The 18,658-nt window shown below is 41.9% G+C and carries 13 protein-coding genes and 1 tRNA gene; 5 read left to right on the plus strand and 9 right to left on the minus strand.

Annotated features, from left to right (window positions below):
- Positions 1–17: 17 nt before the first annotated feature.
- Both SLH46_RS00725 and topA read right to left on the minus strand, forming a co-directional pair.
- The gene (locus tag SLH46_RS00725) at positions 18–1,169 is read right to left on the minus strand and encodes an arginase family protein (protein ID WP_320279216.1); all 1,152 of its coding nucleotides are present in this window, start codon (positions 1,167–1,169) and stop codon (positions 18–20) included.
- 52 nt (positions 1,170–1,221) lie between these two features.
- Positions 1,222–3,555, minus strand: a complete 2,334-nt coding sequence (gene topA / locus SLH46_RS00730) for a type I DNA topoisomerase (protein ID WP_320279217.1) — start codon at positions 3,553–3,555, stop codon at positions 1,222–1,224.
- A 214-nt stretch (positions 3,556–3,769) separates the two neighbouring features.
- Here topA and SLH46_RS00735 point away from each other — a divergent pair, with 214 nt between their 5' ends.
- The gene (locus tag SLH46_RS00735) at positions 3,770–6,148 is read left to right on the plus strand and encodes a transglycosylase domain-containing protein (protein WP_320279218.1); all 2,379 of its coding nucleotides are present in this window, start codon (positions 3,770–3,772) and stop codon (positions 6,146–6,148) included.
- Positions 6,149–6,215: 67 nt separating this feature from the next.
- On the opposite strand, the gene SLH46_RS00740 is transcribed toward SLH46_RS00735, so the two are convergent.
- The 6 genes from SLH46_RS00740 to ispG all read right to left on the minus strand — a co-directional run bounded on the left by SLH46_RS00740 (position 6,216) and on the right by ispG (position 13,846).
- Complete coding sequence (locus SLH46_RS00740; RefSeq protein WP_320279219.1) at positions 6,216–6,734, minus strand: nitroreductase family protein; 519 nt, start codon at positions 6,732–6,734, stop codon at positions 6,216–6,218.
- A gap of 86 nt (positions 6,735–6,820) precedes the next feature.
- Positions 6,821–7,453, minus strand: a complete 633-nt coding sequence (locus SLH46_RS00745) for a hypothetical protein (protein WP_320279220.1) — start codon at positions 7,451–7,453, stop codon at positions 6,821–6,823.
- Positions 7,454–7,771: 318 nt separating this feature from the next.
- Positions 7,772–8,257, minus strand: coding sequence for a hypothetical protein (locus tag SLH46_RS00750; RefSeq protein WP_320279221.1), 486 nt, complete (start codon positions 8,255–8,257; stop codon positions 7,772–7,774).
- 190 nt (positions 8,258–8,447) lie between these two features.
- The gene (locus tag SLH46_RS00755) at positions 8,448–10,514 is read right to left on the minus strand and encodes a M3 family metallopeptidase (RefSeq protein ID WP_320279222.1); all 2,067 of its coding nucleotides are present in this window, start codon (positions 10,512–10,514) and stop codon (positions 8,448–8,450) included.
- 250 nt (positions 10,515–10,764) lie between these two features.
- Positions 10,765–11,358 carry a flavin reductase family protein gene (locus tag SLH46_RS00760; protein ID WP_320279223.1) on the minus strand — a complete coding sequence of 198 codons (594 nt, stop codon included), beginning with the start codon at positions 11,356–11,358 and terminating at the stop codon, positions 10,765–10,767.
- 628 nt (positions 11,359–11,986) lie between these two features.
- Complete coding sequence (gene ispG, locus SLH46_RS00765; protein ID WP_320279224.1) at positions 11,987–13,846, minus strand: (E)-4-hydroxy-3-methylbut-2-enyl-diphosphate synthase; 1,860 nt, start codon at positions 13,844–13,846, stop codon at positions 11,987–11,989.
- A gap of 86 nt (positions 13,847–13,932) precedes the next feature.
- On the opposite strand from ispG, the gene gldA reads away from it, so the two are divergent.
- From gldA to SLH46_RS00785, 4 genes are all read left to right on the plus strand, one after another.
- On the plus strand, positions 13,933–14,838 hold the full coding sequence (gldA, locus tag SLH46_RS00770) for a gliding motility-associated ABC transporter ATP-binding subunit GldA (protein WP_320279225.1): 906 nt from the start codon (positions 13,933–13,935) through the stop codon (positions 14,836–14,838).
- Between the two features lie 18 nt (positions 14,839–14,856).
- Positions 14,857–15,852 (plus strand): glycosyltransferase family 2 protein, encoded by a 996-nt coding sequence (locus SLH46_RS00775; RefSeq protein ID WP_320279226.1) that lies wholly within the window; start codon positions 14,857–14,859, stop codon positions 15,850–15,852.
- Positions 15,853–16,069: 217 nt separating this feature from the next.
- Positions 16,070–17,323 (plus strand): methionine adenosyltransferase, encoded by a 1,254-nt coding sequence (gene metK, locus SLH46_RS00780; RefSeq protein ID WP_320279227.1) that lies wholly within the window; start codon positions 16,070–16,072, stop codon positions 17,321–17,323.
- A gap of 152 nt (positions 17,324–17,475) precedes the next feature.
- Positions 17,476–17,548 (plus strand) — tRNA-Met (locus SLH46_RS00785).
- 294 nt (positions 17,549–17,842) lie between these two features.
- Here the strand turns inward: SLH46_RS00785 and SLH46_RS00790 are convergent.
- Complete coding sequence (locus tag SLH46_RS00790; RefSeq protein WP_320279228.1) at positions 17,843–18,658, minus strand: hypothetical protein; 816 nt, start codon at positions 18,656–18,658, stop codon at positions 17,843–17,845.

Consider the following 18,658-nt stretch of genomic DNA (forward strand, 5'->3'; position numbering starts at 1 on the left):
ACGTTTTTATAGGGGTATTATTTTAATAACTCATCGGTTTTTTGAACATATTTCAACCAAATCTCCGGAATTTCGTTGTCAGTCGCATTCTGGTAATCCTTTTCTGAACAGGCAAAATATTTTATTTCGTTGTTTATAGCCTGCACCCGAATCCACCATTGACCGGTAGTCTCGTTTTTACAGAAAACAAGCGGTGCCGACAATTCTGCGATTTCCACACTGAACGTTGAGAATCCATCGCCTTGTTCCGGTTTTCGTTTATCCCGAATCAGATACCCTTGAATAAAATACCAAACTAACTGTGCCGCCAGATTCACAGTTAAACTTTCTTCATCGGGCTGATCTTCCATACCAAATAACCCAAATACTTTCATTCGGTTACTTGCACCAGCCAACTTCATTAACTGGCATGCCTCATCGGCATATAAACCGTTTGGTTGAAGGTTTTTATTCGGTGCTTCCGAATGTTTCAGTGCACACATATCGAAACTCAAAAAATCGCAGTTTCTGAAAACAGGTTCAGCCGAACTCCAATCGTCTCTTAACTTACCCAAACGTACGTGAGGCCCGATTCCTTTTGTCTTCTCAAAATAAATCTCAGGAACATAATGACTTTGATAAGCCAGCAAACTAAACTGAAACAAATCGGGGATAGTTTTAAACACCTGCGACAAATAATTCTCCGGACTTAGCGACTCAACGCCCTTTTTTACATCGAGAAAAGCATCAACAGAACAGAATGAAAAGAAAGGATCAGACCGAAAAGCCTGGCAAACACCGTACGAATAATCCTGGCTTCCGCCGAGGATAATTGTAACAATGCCTAATTCGCTCAAATAATCAACCACATCGCGCAGCGCCAGGTAATTTCCTTTATGACTGCTTGAGGCTTTCAGGTTTCCAAAGTCGATTATATTTAATTTCCCTACTCCCGCTAGACTGTAGAATGCCCGACGTAAGCTATCCGGTGTTGTTGTTCTTTTAAAATCATCATCCTCGCTGTTAAATGGCACACCAACAATAGCAAGCTCGATATTTTTAAGCCTGCCCTCCTGAAGTTTTAAAGTGTTCTTTTCAATGGTTGCACCCACCGAATATTTCCAGGCAAACGGCACGTCATCAACATACTGCGAAAAATCAACCGCATCGAAGTAAGGGAACAAATTCATTTTTTTGCTTTTAAAAATAAAGGCAAATGATCAAATCATCTGCCTTTATTCTTTATTTTTTTCTACCACGTCTGGATTTTGGCTCCGGAGCCGTTTCGATAATCTTCATACAATCCTCGAATGTCAACTCCTCTGCCTTAGTCGTTTTTGGTATTTTATAATTCTTTTTGCCATGTTTAATGTAAGGCCCCCATCTTCCGTTAAGCACCTGAAGTTCTGCATCTTCCTCAAATAATTTCACTACAGCCTTCCGGTCTTTTTCACGTTTCGCCTCAATCAGCTCAATTGCCCGATCCAGAACTACTGAATAAGGATCATCTTCTTTACCAAGCGAAACAAATTTATTGTCGTGGCGTACGTAAGGACCAAATCGACCAATGGCAACAGTCACTTTTTTGTTTTCGTATTCGCCAAGGTCGCGTGGAAGTTTGAAAAGATCGAGTGCTTCTTCCAGCGTAATTGTTTCAATGTGCTGTCCGGTGCGCAAACTTGAAAACTGAGGTTTTTCAGCACCTTCTTCCTGCGATGCTTCACCCAATTGAGCTAATGGACCAAAACGCCCAATTTTTACAGATACTTCTTTACCCGTTTTTGGATCGATTCCTAAAATACGCTCACCTTTCGAACGCTCGGCATTCTCCAATGCGTCTTCTACTTTGCCGTGAAACGGTTGATAGAACTTGTCGATCATCTCGTTCCAAACCTTTTTGCCATCGGCAATATCATCGAATTCTTTTTCAACGTTGGCGGTAAAATTGTAATCCATTATCTGGTCAAAATTGTCCATCAGGAAATCGTTTACAACAATACCAACATCGGTTGGGAACAGTTTATTCTTTTCGGCACCGGTAATTTCGGTTTTCTCTTCTTCTTTTATCTGGCCATTTTCAAGCGTTAGCACCGTGTAATTTCTTTCTACACCGGGACGCTCTTCCTTTACCACATAGTTTCGGTTTTGAACTGTAGTAATGGTTGGCGCGTAAGTTGACGGACGGCCAATACCAAGTTCTTCCAAACGTTTAACCAACGAGGCCTCCGTAAAACGAGCCGGACGTTGCGAAAAACGTTGAGTTGACACAACCGAAGTCATCGAAAGTACATCGTTAACATGTACCGGCGGAATCAGTGTTTGCCCGTTTCCGCTTGTATTTTCATCGTCAGTCGACTCAATATAAACTTTCAGGAATCCGTCGAAAACAATAACTTCTCCGGTTGCCTGGAACTTTTCCGTTGCATTCGACACATTTATGGTAACATTTGTACGCTCCAGAATTGCATCGGCCATTTGCGAGGCAATGGTACGTTTCCAAATCAATTCGTATAAACGCTGCTCCTGTGCCGATCCGTTAACCGTTTCATTATCCATGTAGGTTGGGCGGATAGCTTCGTGAGCTTCCTGCGCACCTTTTGCCTTGGTTTTAAACTTGCGGATCTGAACATACTTTTCACCGTGCAAATCTACAATCTTCTGTTTTGATGTATTAATTGCCAGGCTCGATAAGTTCACCGAGTCGGTACGCATGTATGTAATTTTACCGCTTTCGTACAAACGCTGGGCAACTGCCATGGTTTGCGAAACAGAAAATCCCAGCTTTCTACTAGCTTCCTGCTGCAAGGTTGAGGTAGTGAACGGTTGTGCAGGTGTTCTTTTCCCTGGTTTTTTAACCACATCGCTTACCGTAAACTCTGCTGTTTTGCATTTTTCGAGGAAAGCGTTGGCTTCATCGCGGGTTTCAAAACGTTTTGAAAGTTCTGCTTTTAATTCGGTGGTATTTCCATTTTCATCGGGTACCAAAAAGTATCCGTTTACACGAAACCAGGTTTCCGATTTAAAATTACGGATATCTCTTTCGCGTTCAACAATCAACCTAACAGCAACCGACTGCACACGACCGGCACTTAACGAGGGTTTTACTTTTTTCCATAAAACCGGCGAAACTTCAAAACCTACAATTCGGTCTAAAACACGGCGGGCCTGCTGTGCATTTACCAAATGCTCGTCGATATCTCTCGGATGTTCAACGGCACGCGTAATTGCGTCCTTGGTGATTTCGTGAAAAACAATACGTTTTATTTTATCATCTTTTAGTTTCAGTACCTCTTTCAGGTGCCAGGCAATAGCCTCTCCTTCGCGGTCCTCATCGGAAGCGAGCCATACCGTTTCGGCATCCTTCGCTAACTTTTTCAGTTCTGAAACTATTTTCTTCTTATCCGAAGAAACGATATATCTGGGTTGATAATTATTACCAATATCAATCCCGAAATCTTTCTTTTCCAGGTCTCTAACGTGCCCCATACTTGAGGTCACAACAAATCCTTCTCCAAGAAATCCTTCTATTGTTTTCGCCTTTGCAGGAGACTCGACTATAACCAGGTTTTTGTGCATATTCTTTCTAATCCGTTCTAAAAATTCTGCAAATTAAAGAAAATGATAAGCTAAGTTCAAAATTTAATCACCTATTTTTTCATTTTCTATATAATTGAAAATGATGATTTTATTTTTTAAAAAATAAAATATTAACCAATTTCGGGGCGTTAAATAGATTGTTCCGAGAACAGAATGGTATATATTTGTTGCCACATTAAAATCCGCAAAGTTGATGAGCGAAACGAAAAATAATTTTAAAAAATACATCCTCATTTTTTGGTCTTTTGTTGCAATTGGTTTGATTGCAGTCGTGCTTCTATTCTCTATGATTGCCAAGGGAAAGCTGGGTTTTATGCCGAGTTTCGAAGACCTGGAAAATCCGCAGAATATCCTTGCGTCGGAGATTTATTTTGAAGATGGCCCGACCATTGATAAATATTTCAATCAGGAGAACCGCACCTTCGTAAATTATGAGAATTTGCCTCCGCATTTGATCAATGCACTTGTTGCAACCGAAGATGTTCGTTTTTACGATCACTCTGGAATTGATTTTCGCGGACTAATTCGTGTATTTAAAGGAATTGTTACAAATGATACAAGTTCAGGCGGAGGAAGTACACTTAGTCAACAGCTGGCAAAAATGCTTTTCCCGCGTGATAGTTTTTCAAGTAGTTTGGAACTGGTACTTCGAAAATTTAAAGAATGGGTAATTGCAGTAAAACTCGAACGCAGCTACACCAAAGAAGAGATTATTCTGATGTACCTGAATAAATACGACTACCTGAACAATGCGGTAGGAATCCGATCGGCAGCCGACGTTTATTTTAATGTTCAGCCCGATTCGCTCCAGCTTCACCAGGCAGCCATGTTGGTTGGAATGGCCAAAAACTCTTCGCTTTTTAATCCCGTTCGCCGCCCGGAAATGGTACTGCAACGCCGAAATGTTGTGTTAAGCCAAATGGAAAAATATGGCTACATAACTCCCGAAGTTGCCGATTCGGTAAAACAACTTCCTCTGGATCTGGAATATAAAAAGGTAGATTACAAACTGGGGCCGGCGCCGTATTTCCGTGAATACCTGCGCTTAACACTTACCGCAAAAAAACCGGAACGCGAAAATTATGCTTCGTGGCAGGAACAAAAATACATTGAAGACCTTGATGAATGGGAAAACAATCCGCTGTTTGGCTGGTGCAACAAAAACACCAAACCCAATGGCGAACCCTATAATATTTATACCGACGGGTTAAAAATCTACACAACGCTCGACTCGCGCATGCAGAAATATGCGGTTGAAGCGGTTGAGCAACATTTGCGTTACGACCTGCAACCGTTGTTCGACGAAAGTATGTCGGACCTGCAAAATCCGCCTTTTGCCAATAACATGAGTTCGGGAGATGTTGACGATCTGTTGAATAGGGAAATCAGAAAAAGCGAACGTTACCGTGTAATGAACCAGGCAGGGAAAAGCTTTTCGGAGATTAAGAAAACGTTTAACGAACCGGCAGAAATGACCCTGTTTAAATGGAGCGGAGAAGTAGATACCCTGATGACTCCGATGGATTCGATCAAATATTACCTGAAGTTCTTCCGCTCGTCGTTTATGGCCATGGATACCGAATCGGGGAAAGTAAAAGCCTATGTTGGCGGCCCTAACTACAAGCATTTTATGTACGACATGGTTAAAGGCGGCAAACGCCAGGTTGGTTCTACTGTAAAACCATTCTTGTACACGCTGGCCATGCAAAACGGCCTTACACCGTGTACCAAAGTGCCATACGTAAGTCAGCAATTTATTCAGTGGGACGGTTCTATTTACGAACCGAAAGATTCGGATGTTGACGAAGAAATGGACGGGCAAATGGTAACCTTAAAATGGGGACTGGCCAACTCGAAAAACCGAATTTCGGCGTGGGTATTAAAACAATATAACCCGCAGGCTGTGGTTGATGTAATGAAACATCTTGGGATTTACAGCCCTATCGACCCGGTAAACTCGATGTTCCTTGGCGTTTCGGATGTTACTTTATACGAAATGGTTGGAGCATTTAATACATATGCAAATCTTGGCGTATTTATCAAACCCTATTTTGTAACAAAAATTGAAGATCGCCATGGCAACGTAATTGCACGATTTGTTCCTGAACGCCACGAGGCCATTGATGAACAAACTGCCTACCTGATGCTTAACTTGTTACAAGGAGTTATTGACGAAGGAACCGGAGTCCGTTTACGCTTTTCGAATTTGTTTCGCGACAGGGTAACAACCGACTACGGAAGTTTTAGCATGCCAATTGCCGGAAAAACAGGAACTACCCAAAACCACTCTGACGGTTGGTTTATTGGTACAACACCAAAACTTACTGCCGGTGTTTGGACCGGGGCCGATTTACGAAGCATCCACTTTAAAACGATCGCATCAGGACAGGGTGCAAATATGGCGCTGCCAATCTGGGGTTACTTTTACAGGAAAGTTTTGGCCGACGAATCTATCGGCTTCAAGGAAGATGAAATGGAATTCAAAAAACCTGCCGACTTTAACATCAACCTCGATTGCGACGAGCTGGAGAAAAAGAACAATACACAGCAAGATTTCAACGATTTCTTTTAATGAAATTTGAATATTACTGAAGGAACCGATCCATTGCAAAAAGGGTCGGTTCTTTTTTTGCCTGCTATTAGAAGTTATTACTTCTTATCTTCTCAAACTGCAACTCATCAAAAGGTTTTCCATCGCGCTGCTTTTCCGGATAGCCAATAGTTACAATGCTTAAAACCCTGAAATTCTCAGGGATATTCAGCAAGTCCTGAATGTATTTTTCTGCCGAAACAGTCTCGTTGTGCATACGTTTTCGAACGTGCACCCAGCAACTTCCCAAATCCAGCGACTGCGCGGTTAACTGCAACAAAACAGATGCAATGGAACAATCCTCCACCCAAACATCATTTTTAGTTTCGTCAGCACAAACAACAACAGCGAGCGGGGCAGTTGAAAGCGGTGCCACGCCATGAGGTTTGCAGCTTTTTAGCTTTTCAATCAATGCCTTATCATCCACAAATACAAACTCCCAGGGATTTATATTTTTTGAGGAGGGAGAACGTAAAACAGCCTCCTTCAGTAATTCAATCTTTTCTGGCTCAATTACCTCGCTTGTATATCTCCGAATACTCCTTCGTTTTCTTAAAATGTCGATCATAAACTATTCTTTTAATTTCAAAAATAGCTTTCCCGCATCAAACAAAAGTCTTCAAATTCAAAAAAGAGTGGCTTTATTTCCCTACGTTATTTACTCCAAAGCGGATACGATAGGTTTAACTGCACCCGGCTGGTTCTGTAACGGTACAGCTTCAGTGTTTGCTGACTGCCATCGGTTTCGGTATAATATTCACTTACCTGATGTTCGTTAAAACCGTAGAGGTATTTAATATTCCATTTCAGTTTGTAGATATGGCTGCCAATACCGGTCGCCCAATTGTATTCGGAGTCGCTTTTTAAGCCTTTATCCAACATTTTGCAATATTCAATACCACCACTGAGCATTACGCTTTTTGCCACCCGAAAATTAAGATTTAAAGGAACCACGGTATAATAACGATCGTATTGCGTAAAATCGTAGCCCGACAAAACAGACCGTTCACTATCCCCGGACGTTGTATAAATTGCAGTTCCCTTCTGCATTTGGGCATAACGCAATCCCACACCACTTGAAAGCGAAAAACGCCACCAAACCGGCAAGGCTGCATATAATCCCAGACCTGTGCCCCAGCTGTCTTTCTCACCAACGTGTCCGCTCATTGTTAATTCATTTTTCATTATCCACGATGCTTCAGTGGTTAAACCCATCTCGAATTTCGATTGGGAAAAAACAGACAACGAACTAATAAATAACAATACAACCAGAATTCCTTTTCTCATAACTTTGTAAAAAATTATGGAGTAAGAAATTGCCTTTCTCACTCCAGTTTATAATTTATTTCCAGGCTTCACACTTTGTTATACAGACTGGATTACATATACCCCTAATTTATTTTTACTCACCAATAAAATAGGTTTACAATCACACTATTTATCCTATGAAAAGGAGATAGATGTTCTTAAAAGATGCTTTTCTGGCAGATATCTGGATCAGGGATTTTCCGTTGACTACAGCGCATAGCTAATACTCAATAAAAAATGGCACCTCAAAGCGAGATGCCATTTTCAATAGTATTTAATCGATCTAAATCTTATAGCTTACTTCTTTTCTACACTCAACAGGTATTCACTTTTCGGAGCATAATTAAAAATCAATTGATCTCCCTCGGCACAATACTCGAACAGCTCTTTATCAACATTGAACTTTATACCCTCAACAACGAACTCAAATTTTTCAGTATAAGCCTTAGAAATATTGCTACCCGGTGCAGAGGCATGATAAATAGTTGATTTTGATTTGTTCACCAATGTTTTTACTACCTGAACTTTTTCATTGAATTGCAAATCGCGATAGTATTTATTACATATCAGAAGATTAAGAAGAACTGAAGAACTGAATGTTCCGATTGCAATTAAACCTGTCATTTTAATGTTCAGTCCATTTGGATCCGAGTCAATGAATAACTCGTAAATTGTCACTCCAATAATTGTTGCAAAAACAAATACCAGCAATGATAAACCCATTCCCATTTTACATTGATTTCGTAAATTCTTTTTGTCGTTTTTTGTAAGACCCCGGTGCATTTGTTTCATTTTGGCTTTCATTGTTTGTGTTGAGTATTAGTATTAATAAAGATACAAATGTTACAACTTTATCACGACCAAAACTTTCTGCTACTGAGCACTAATAAACTCTAATGGCACTCAAAAATATTTCCACAAAAAAAGGCAGCTCCCAGGGAGATGCCTTTTGCAATATCTTTTCTGTTTAACCTTACGGATTTACAGTTTTATGACCCTCAACCAATCCGCTGCGTTCAAGTAACGCATCAACAGTTGGTTCCTGACCACGGAAACGTTTGTAAAGAATCATCGGGTGCTCTGTTCCTCCTTTTTCAAGAATATTTTCACGGAATGAAGCTGCCACTTCTTTATTGAATAATCCTTTTTCTTTGAACACGCTAAATGCATCGGCATCCAGCACTTCGGCCCATTTGTAACCGTAATATCCGGCTGCATAACCACCGGCAAACAAGTGCCCGAATTGTGTACTCATACAAACGCCGTCAATCTCAGGGAAGATCTGTGCTTTCTTCCACGCACTTTCTTCAAAGGCTTTTACATCGCCTTCGAAAGGTTTTTCAAGCGTATGCCAGGCCATATCTAGATAACCAAAACTCAACTGGCGAATTGAAAGGTAACCGGCAAGGTAATTTTGCGAATCAACAATTTTCTGAACCAACTCTGCGGGAATCGGCTCGCCTGTTTCGTAGTGTTTTGCAAAACGATCGAGGAAGTCTTTTTCAACTGCCCAGTTTTCCATAATTTGCGAAGGAAGCTCAACAAAGTCGCGGTAAACATTTGTTCCCGACAAACTTGCATAAGTTGATTTTGCCAACATTCCGTGCAGCGCATGACCAAATTCGTGCATAAATGTTTCCACCTCGCTAAACGTTATCAAGGCCGGTTTACTTGAAGTTGGACGGGTAAAGTTCATTACGATGGTTACGTGCGGACGCGAATCAACACCATTTTCCATCCATTGACCTTTAAAGTCGTTCATCCAGGCACCACCACGTTTTCCGGGGCGCGGGTGAAAATCGGTGTAAAATACGGAAAGGAAAGTACCATCAGCATCAAACACTTCATAAGCAGTAACCTCGTCGTTGTATACCGGAATGTCTTTGTTTTCTTTAAAAGTGATACCAAAAAGTTCGGTAGCCAAACCAAAAACGCCGTCAACAACACTACTTAACTCAAAATAAGGTTTTAGCATTTCGTCGTTCAGATCGAATTTTTCCACCTTTAGTTTTTCGCTGTAGTAGCTCCAGTCCCAAGGCATTAAATCACCTTCAAATCCACTTTTTCGGGCGTAATTTTCAATCTCCGCTTTTTCTTCTTTTGCCACTTTGTACGAGGCGGCATACAAGTCGTTCAGCAAACCGTAAACGCCATCGGCATTCATTGCCATTCGGCGCTCCAAAACATAATCGGCATAGTTTTTATACCCTAAAAGTTTCGCTATTTCAAGACGCAGTTCAACAATACGTTTTACATTTTCCTGGTTATCCAGCTCATCGCCTTTAAACGATTTCGAGCTGTATGCCATGTACAATTCTTTTCGTAAATCGCGGTTATCGGCATATTTCATTACAGGCAGGTAGCTTGGCATCGAAATATCAAAAAGCCAACCGTCCTGCTCTTTTGCTTTAGCTTTTCCGGCTGCAGCTTCCAAAGCGCCTTCCGGCATTCCTGCCAGTTTGCTTTCGTCGGTAATAAGCAACTCGTAGTTATTGGTTTCTTTTAATACGTTCTCACCAAAATCAAGACTCAATTTCGACAACTCGGTGCTGTACTCACGAAACTTCTCTTTATCGGCATCCGACAAATTTGCTCCGCTACGAACAAAACCAATGTAGTTGTTCTCCAGAAGCGTTTGTTGCTCGATGCTTAAATCCAGCTCATCTTTTTTGTTGTACACGGCTTTCACGCGCTCAAAAAGCACAGGATCTAACGAAATATCGTTCTGAAAAGCAGTAAGCAAAGGCGATACCTCCTGTGCAATGCTCTGCAATTCGTCGTTGGTTTCCGAGCTCAACAGGTTAAAAAATACACCCGATGTACGTGTTAACAAACGACCTACCTCGTCTAACGCAACGATGGTATTTTCGAAAGTTGGGGCCTCCGGATTATTTTTGATTTTCTCCACGTCGGCCTTGCCTTGTTTTATTCCTTCCTCGAAAGCGGGCATAAAATGCTCGTTTTTAATCTTGTCGAAAGGTGCCGCATTGTGCGGTGTATTAAAATCGCTAAGTAGCGGATTTGTTTGTGCTGTTGCCATTCCTAAATTCATTAAAAAAATTACTGCTAATAAATAGATACTCTTCATTTTATCACAATTAAATATTATTCTGAATAGTCTTCAGAAAGTTTAAAGGATTACAAAAAAAGAGCGGAAATTGTTTAAAAAGAATGATTTATTTCATTCGATATGCAAGATTAAAATGTGCTGTACCCCCCAGCTTCCTCCGATAATTCTTCGAATTTACCGGCTCCAGCAAGGCCGAAACGGGGCTAAACCGTTACAACTTTCAGTCCTTCTTCCTACGTTTCTTTTTGGTCTTCTTCTTCTCAACCGACCAGCCAAACTTGCCAATACGTTTTCCCATGCCGAAATAATGGCCATGACTGTAAACCAACGGATTGGCTTTTGAGAAACTAAAAGCCTGTTCTTCGTTCATATAAGTATCGTCGACCGAAACACTCACAACATCGGAAATAAACATGTGATGCGTACCAAGTTCAACTATATCTTTTACCCGGCATTCGATATTCACCGGCGACTCCTCGATAATTGGTGCATTAACCACTTTTGCCGGTGCAGGAGTCAGGTTCATTTCTTCCCATTTGTTGTACTTGCGGCCCGAGCGACAGCCACACCAATCGGTTGCTTTTGCCAGCTTTTCGGTGGTGAGGTTGATAACAAACTCGCCGGTGCGTTTTATAATATCGTACGAATGCCGCCCCGGACGAACCGAAATGTAACACATGGGCGGATCGCTGTTAATGGTGCCAGTCCAGGCAATGGTTATAATGTTATATTCTTCTGGATTTTCGCCACAACTTACCATTACTGCAGGCAAGGGATAAACAATTGTTCCGGGTTTCCAGTACGTTCGTGCCATATCTTCTATTTTATCAAGTTCTACTCAAAGATAGTAAATACGGGGCTTTTGTTAATATCCCCTATCATTTTCGATTGAATGTAATTAGTACGTTGCTCTCCTTTTCAAACTTTCTTCAAATGTACTAAGTACATTACTTCCCCAAAAGGTTTTTCGCCAAACGTACTGAGTACATTACTCCACCAACAGGCATTTCTGTAAATGTACAAAGTACATTGCTTCACCTGGCCATATTTCCTCAAACGTACTGAGTACATTGCTTTCGATTTATTTCGTCCGGGACTGCGAACTACCGCTATCCAGCTTACTTCGCCGGACGAGTTCTAACTCATTCTCTTTCCCGGCGCTTCCTGACTACCGTCAGTCGCACCGGGTTATTGCCTGTCGCCCCTTTGGGGCTTTTGAAAACGAGCGCTGAAAGTGCGTTATATTTTAGCCCGGGGCAAAGTAATTCTTCGAATTGCGTCGCCCCGGGTAAAAGGACGTCATTTAAATCGTCCGGCGAAGAAAGTCGTTCAACGCTGATGTTTGTTCCGGACGAAAATCAACACAGTTCCATCGAAAAGGCGCTAAAAAAAAGGATCCGATCTTTAAAGATCGGATCCTTTGCTATTATATAATGTACTTATTAATCTTCAGGATCTTTCCAGTCGCCATTTTCACGGATCAGTTGCTCCAGTTCTTCCACAGCATTTTCGTATGGAATATGACGCTTAATCGGCTTCAAACCTTTATACAGGTTTACCTTATTATTTCCCGCTCCCACAAAACCGTAATCCACATCGCCCATCTCGCCGGGTCCGTTAACCACACAACCCATAATACCAATCTTCAGGTGGTCGAGATGTTTAAAATGTTCTTTTACAGCGCGGGTGGTTTCCTGCAGGTTAAACAGCGTTCGTCCGCAGCCCGGGCACGATATAAATTCAGTTTTCGAAACACGCATACGACTGGCCTGCAAAATGGCAAAACTCAAATCTTTCAGTTCGGTAAACGTGATGTTTTCATTCTCGTTGGTGATACAAACTCCGTCGCCATAACCATCGATAAGTAAACCACCCAAATCGGCTGCAGCAGTAATCTGCAGATCCTCCAGTTTACTTTCGTTGTATTTGCGGTACAAAATAACAGGCACCTTCCAAATGTGCGTTTCCAGCGACATAAAGAATGCTCGCAGTTCTGCCATCGGATTAGCGTTATAACTTTCCAGAATAAGCACCGTTTTGCGGGTCTGTTTCAGCTTCATGATGATCTCCGGGTGCATATCCATAAAATGGTCGAACTCCGCTTTATTTGTGCGGATGAATTTCATCCTTCCCCAACGGGTACTTTCAAACAAATATTCTTCAAGCGTAATTACCGGATACTCTTCGCCTTCAATATCAAGTATTTTATTTCCCGACAAGAAATAGTCGGGAACGAGTTTCCCTCTGATAGGAATCATTTCGCGCAAACTTCTGTCGCCCAAATCAGCAATTACAACAGGCAGTTGTTTGTCGCCCATATTTAACACCGGACGTGTATCGCGGCGCTCGTATTCAAACGGGTTAGTTTGTGCAATAAGTGGTGCCTCGATTGGCTCGTGATTCTGGTAACGTTTAAAATGATTCACCAGTTTTAATGCCACTGGGATTTCGTTCAGTGGCGCTTCGGTTAATGAAATACGCACCGTGTCGCCAATTCCGTCGGCCAACAAAGCTCCTACTCCAACAGCCGATTTTATACGTCCGTCTTCACCTTCACCGGCTTCGGTAACACCAAGGTGGATCGGGAATTTCATGTCTTCAAGACGCATTTTAAAGTTGAGCAAACGAACTGTGTAAACCATCACACGCGTGTTACTCGACTTAATCGACACGACTACATTATTAAAATCTTCCTTTTTACAAATACGCAGAAATTCCATCACCGATTCGGCAATTCCGGCAGGCGTATCGCCATAACGACTCATTACCCTATCCGAAAGCGATCCGTGATTGGCACCAATTCGTAATGCTGTTTTTGTTTCTTTCAGCATCTGAATAAAAGGAATAAACTGCTTTTCTATAATGGCCAGTTCCTGGTTGTATTCTACATCGGTGTAGATTTTATTTTTGAACTGGGCACGTTTATCGTAAAAGTTTCCGGGATTGATACGTACTTTCGACACGTACTGAGCTGCCACTTCTGCCAGTTTCGGGTTGAAATGGATATCAGCAATCAGAGGCGTATTGTAGCCTCGGTCGACCAATTCTTTCTTAATTACCTTAAGACTTTCCGCGTCCGACATCCCCTTAACCGTTACACGAACATAGTCGGCACCGGCTTTAACCACACGGATAATCTGCTCGATGGTAGACTCCGTATCCGTGGTATTGGTATCGGTCATTGTTTGAATCCGGATTGGATTATTACTACCAACAGGAACTCCCCCAATATTCACCTCCAATGTATCTTGTCGTTTATAGCGGGTTAAATCTTTAATATAGTTGAAATTACGATCCTTCATCAAATAATCTGTTAAGCTGACTGCAAATTTAAAGTAATGCTTCTAAAATAAAAAGAATCCTCTATTTTTGTTTTGCATTCTTTATTATGATTGTTGAAACAAGGAATATCACAAAATTGTTTGGTAAGCAGAAAGCTTTAGATGCTATTAGTTTTACTGTAAACAAAGGCGAACTCGTTGGTTTTCTGGGCCCGAACGGTGCAGGAAAATCAACAACCATGAAGATTATTACCGGCTTTCTTCCTCAGGATGAAGGCGATATTTTAATCGACGGTGCCAAAGTTTCTGCCCAAAACCTCGAATATAAAAAGCAAATTGGCTATTTACCCGAGCATAATCCGCTGTATACCGACCTTTATGTGAAGGAATTTTTGGAAGTAACTGCCGGATTTTACCACCTGAAAAATAAAAAGCAGCGGATTGCCGAAATGATCGAATTAACCGGTCTGGGTCTTGAGCAACACAAAAAAATACGAGCACTCTCGAAAGGTTACCGGCAACGGGTTGGTTTGGCACAGGCACTTATTCACGATCCGTCGATTTTGATTTTGGATGAACCAACAACCGGACTCGATCCCAACCAGCTGGAAGAAATTCGTGCTTTAATTCGCGAGATCAGCAAAGAAAAGACCGTAATTCTGTCGTCGCATATTATGCAGGAAGTTGAGGCTGTGTGCAACCGTGTGCTGATAATCAACAAAGGCAAAATTGTGGCCGATGGCGATATTTCGGCTGTAAAAGCCGGGATCAACATCCAAAACCAGGTGGTAGTTGCGGAGTTTAAAGAACAGGTTTCGGAAAATCAGTTGTTACAAATTCCGGGAATTAAAAGTGCCAACAAAATGGAAAGCGGATGGGAAATCGAAGCCGGAAACGAAACCGACATCCGTCAGAGCATTTTTCAGTTTGCCGTTGACAAAAAACTCACATTGCTCACCCTTTTCGAAAAGCAACAGAACCTCGAAAACGTTTTCCACCAACTCACCCGGTAAATCATCCTGCAACTGAAAATGCATCCTCAAGTTTCAGTAATACTGCCCTATTTTAATGCCGAGCTTACATTGCAGCGCGCTATCGACAGTATTTTGAAACAGACTTTTACCAACTTCGAACTGCTTTTGATAAACAACAACAGCACCGATAAAAGCAACGAAATTGCCAGGCACGCAACGCAAAACGATCCGCGGATTGTTTTACTTGACGAGACATTACCGGGCGTTGCCAACGCCATGAACTGCGGATTAAAAAATGCCTGCGGACAGTTTGTAGCGCGAATGGATGCCGACGACGTGGCTCACCCCGAAAGGCTGGAAAAACAATATACTTCCCTTAAAGATAATCCTTCAATTGATTTTGTAGGCAGCGAAGTAGAGTATGTTCCTCACATTGCAGAGAATAAAGGATTCCGGCGTTTTGTTAACTGGACAAACTCCTTTCACTCGCCCGAAGAAATTGTGCTAAAACAGTTTATTGAAATTCCGGTTGTTAATCCGACCATCTTTTTTCGCCGCAAGTGGTACGAAAATTTTGGTGGTTGTCTGGATGGTAATTTCCCCGAAGATTACGAAATGCAATTACGTTACCTGAGTAATGGAGCCAAAATGGCTAAACTGCCGGAAAAACTGCTCGAGTGGCACGACTACTCTACCCGGCTAACCCGCACCGACGATCGTTATTCCACCGAAGCCTTTTTTCAAACGAAAGCCATCTATTTTAGAAAGTGGTCTGAACAACACAACCCGTTTCACCCCAACATCTGGATTTGGGGAGCCGGACGAAAAACCCGTCAACGAAGTACATTTCTACAAGAACAAGGCTTAATTATCGAGGGTTATATCGACATCAAAAAATCAAAACCCGATGCCCTGTTTTACGAAGACCTTCCCCAACCGGGGCAGTTATTTATTGTGTCGATGGTAACAAATACCGGTGCCGGAGAAAAAATACACGATTTCTTAAAACTCAGAAACTATAACGAGGGCAAGGATTTTATTTTGATGGGGTAATTCGGATTCTTCTTATTAAGAACAATTTTAAACAAGTTCTTTTTTATTCAAAATAAAGCTATTACATTTGCCGGCGCTACGTGGAAAGATTTGAGATTGATTGCAACCACATGAAAAAAACGCTAAAACAATCGCATTTTTCAATATCAATCGAATATCCCGCAGTTTAAAATTTAATGTACAATGTGCTGATTACTTCAGCTTAAAAAGGGATTTTATGAATTATTTATTTACAAGTGAATCAGTATCGGAAGGCCATCCTGATAAGGTAGCCGACCAGATTTCAGACGCACTGCTCGACCAGATTCTGGCTTTTGATGCCAACTCAAAAGTGGCCATCGAAACATTGGTAACAACCGGACAAGTAGTTGTTGCCGGCGAGGTTAAATCGCAGGCTTATGTTGATGTGCAGGAAGTAACACGAAACGTTATTAACCAAATTGGTTACACCAAAGCAGAGTACCGTTTTGATGGTGATTCGTGTGGTGTTTTAACCGCCATTCATGAGCAAAGCGACGACATTAACCGTGGAGTTGACCGTGAAGAAAAAACCGAGCAGGGTGCAGGTGACCAGGGAATGATGTTTGGCTACGCGTGTAAAGACACCGAGAATTTTATGCCGCTAACGCTTGATCTGTCGCACAAAATTTTGCAGGAACTGGCGGTTATCCGTCGCGAAGGCGAAGTGATGACTTATTTGCGTCCGGATTCAAAATCGCAGGTAACTGTTGAGTACAACGACTCAAACGAACCGGTAAAAGTGCATACGATAGTAGTATCGACTCAACACGACGAATTTGATGCCGACGAACCAATGCTGGCAAAAATTAAGGATGATGTGATCAACATTCTTATTCCACGTGTAAAAGCGCAATTGTCGGAAGAGGTGCAGGCTTTGTTTGGCGACGATATTATTTACCACGTTAACCCAACAGGTAAATTTGTTATCGGTGGACCACACGGCGATACCGGATTAACCGGACGAAAAATTATTGTTGACACATACGGCGGACGCGGTGCTCACGGTGGTGGTGCTTTCTCGGGAAAAGACCCGTCGAAAGTTGACCGCTCGGCAGCTTATGCATCACGCCACATTGCCAAAAACCTTGTTGCTGCAGGTGTTGCCGACGAAATTTTGGTGCAACTGGCTTATGCCATTGGCGTTGCCGAACCGGTGGGTGTTTTTGTAAATACTTACGGTCGTTCGAATGTAGAAATCTCTGACGGCGAAATTGCTGAAAAAGTAAAAGCAATTTTCGATCTTCGTCCGGCAGCTATTGAAGAACGATTGAAACTACGTAATCCAATTTACCTGGATTCAGCTGCTTACGGTCACATGGGACGTGAGCCAAAAACAATTACTAAAACTTTCGAGTCGCCATACAGCGGAAAAGTTACCAAAGAACTGGAACTGTTTACCTGGGAAAAACTCGATTTTGTTGATACGATTAAAGAGACTTTCGGACTCTAGTTCCGAGGGTAAGTATTAATATACGCCTAAAGGACGGTACTTGTGCCGTCCTTTTTTTATTCAATTTTTTTGCGAGAAGTTGTAGTTTTAAAAAAAGGTATTATATTTGCACCCGCGTTCAAGAAGACATTTCAAAAGAAATAAAGATATATTGCGGGATGGAGCAGTTGGTAGCTCGTTGGGCTCATAACCCAAAGGTCGTCGGTTCAAGTCCGGCTCCCGCTACTCAGAAAGCCAGAAGAAAATTTCTTCTGGCTTTTTTTATTTTATTACCACAAACAAAACATCCCTGCTTCTGCAGGGATGCTCAATCACCTAATCTAACTAAACCAGGATCTTACTATGAAAAAATTGCCCACAAGCCCCTTTGCACTTGTTGCTTTTGTTTATACGATTATTCTCTTTCCGGGTTATAAAAAACTAATCCTGATTTTTTAATGAATAAGTGCAAAAACAAAAAGCCGAAGAACTAATCCTCCGGCTTTGTAAATCTCAAAAAATATAATAAATGTAGTCGCTTTACTGCACAACATAATCAATCAGATCCCAAAGTTCAATACGTTCAATGGTTCTGGCTTCGCGTGTTTTTTGGGTCATCTCGCTAAAATCCAATTCGGGATGAATCGATTGAAAAGGTATTGAAAAATCGAGTTCGAAAACATAGGAATAATCCGAAAACGTATTTAAAGTTACATACTGGTAGGGCCGCGCTGCTCCTCGCGGAAACATAGCCTCCCAAAGTCCCCATCCCGCTGTTTTCCCCGAGCGTATCGACTCTTCGTGAATCGGCATCCACACCTCCTTCTCCAATGCTTCGTATTGCGAACCTGTTCCCGGTTCCACATGCATATAATTTACCTGAATGTACGGTGCCGGCTCCTTAAAAGGTATTTCAGGAATGGAGGCCACACTGTTATATAACTCCGAGCGAACAATTTCGCGCGCTTTGTTAGTACGGTCCATCATTTCACTCAAACCCATATTCCCATGAACTTTGGCCGGAATTTCTGCATTCCACGGGTGTTCAAGATTCTTTGTGTCGTTGTAAGTGGTTATTGCCACATAGTTGTAACTATCGGCCGAACCGGTAAATTCCACCGCATACAAAGTCCAGCTTGCAATAATCCCCTGGTTAATCCTTTCCTGGTGCATGGGTTTCCATATCTTCTGCTCAACTTCGAGGTATTTCGAATGATCTTCGGGTTTTACTTTAATGTATTCTACCACCACAAATAAGGGATCGGCCGCTTTTGCAGAAAACGACGACAACATGATGAAAATTACAGCAATTAAAAGTGTGAGCCGGGCGGAACTGAATGATAGTTTATTATTCAT

This window comes from Draconibacterium sp. IB214405 (assembly GCF_033963885.1).
In the GTDB taxonomy this organism is placed as follows: domain Bacteria; phylum Bacteroidota; class Bacteroidia; order Bacteroidales; family Prolixibacteraceae; genus Draconibacterium.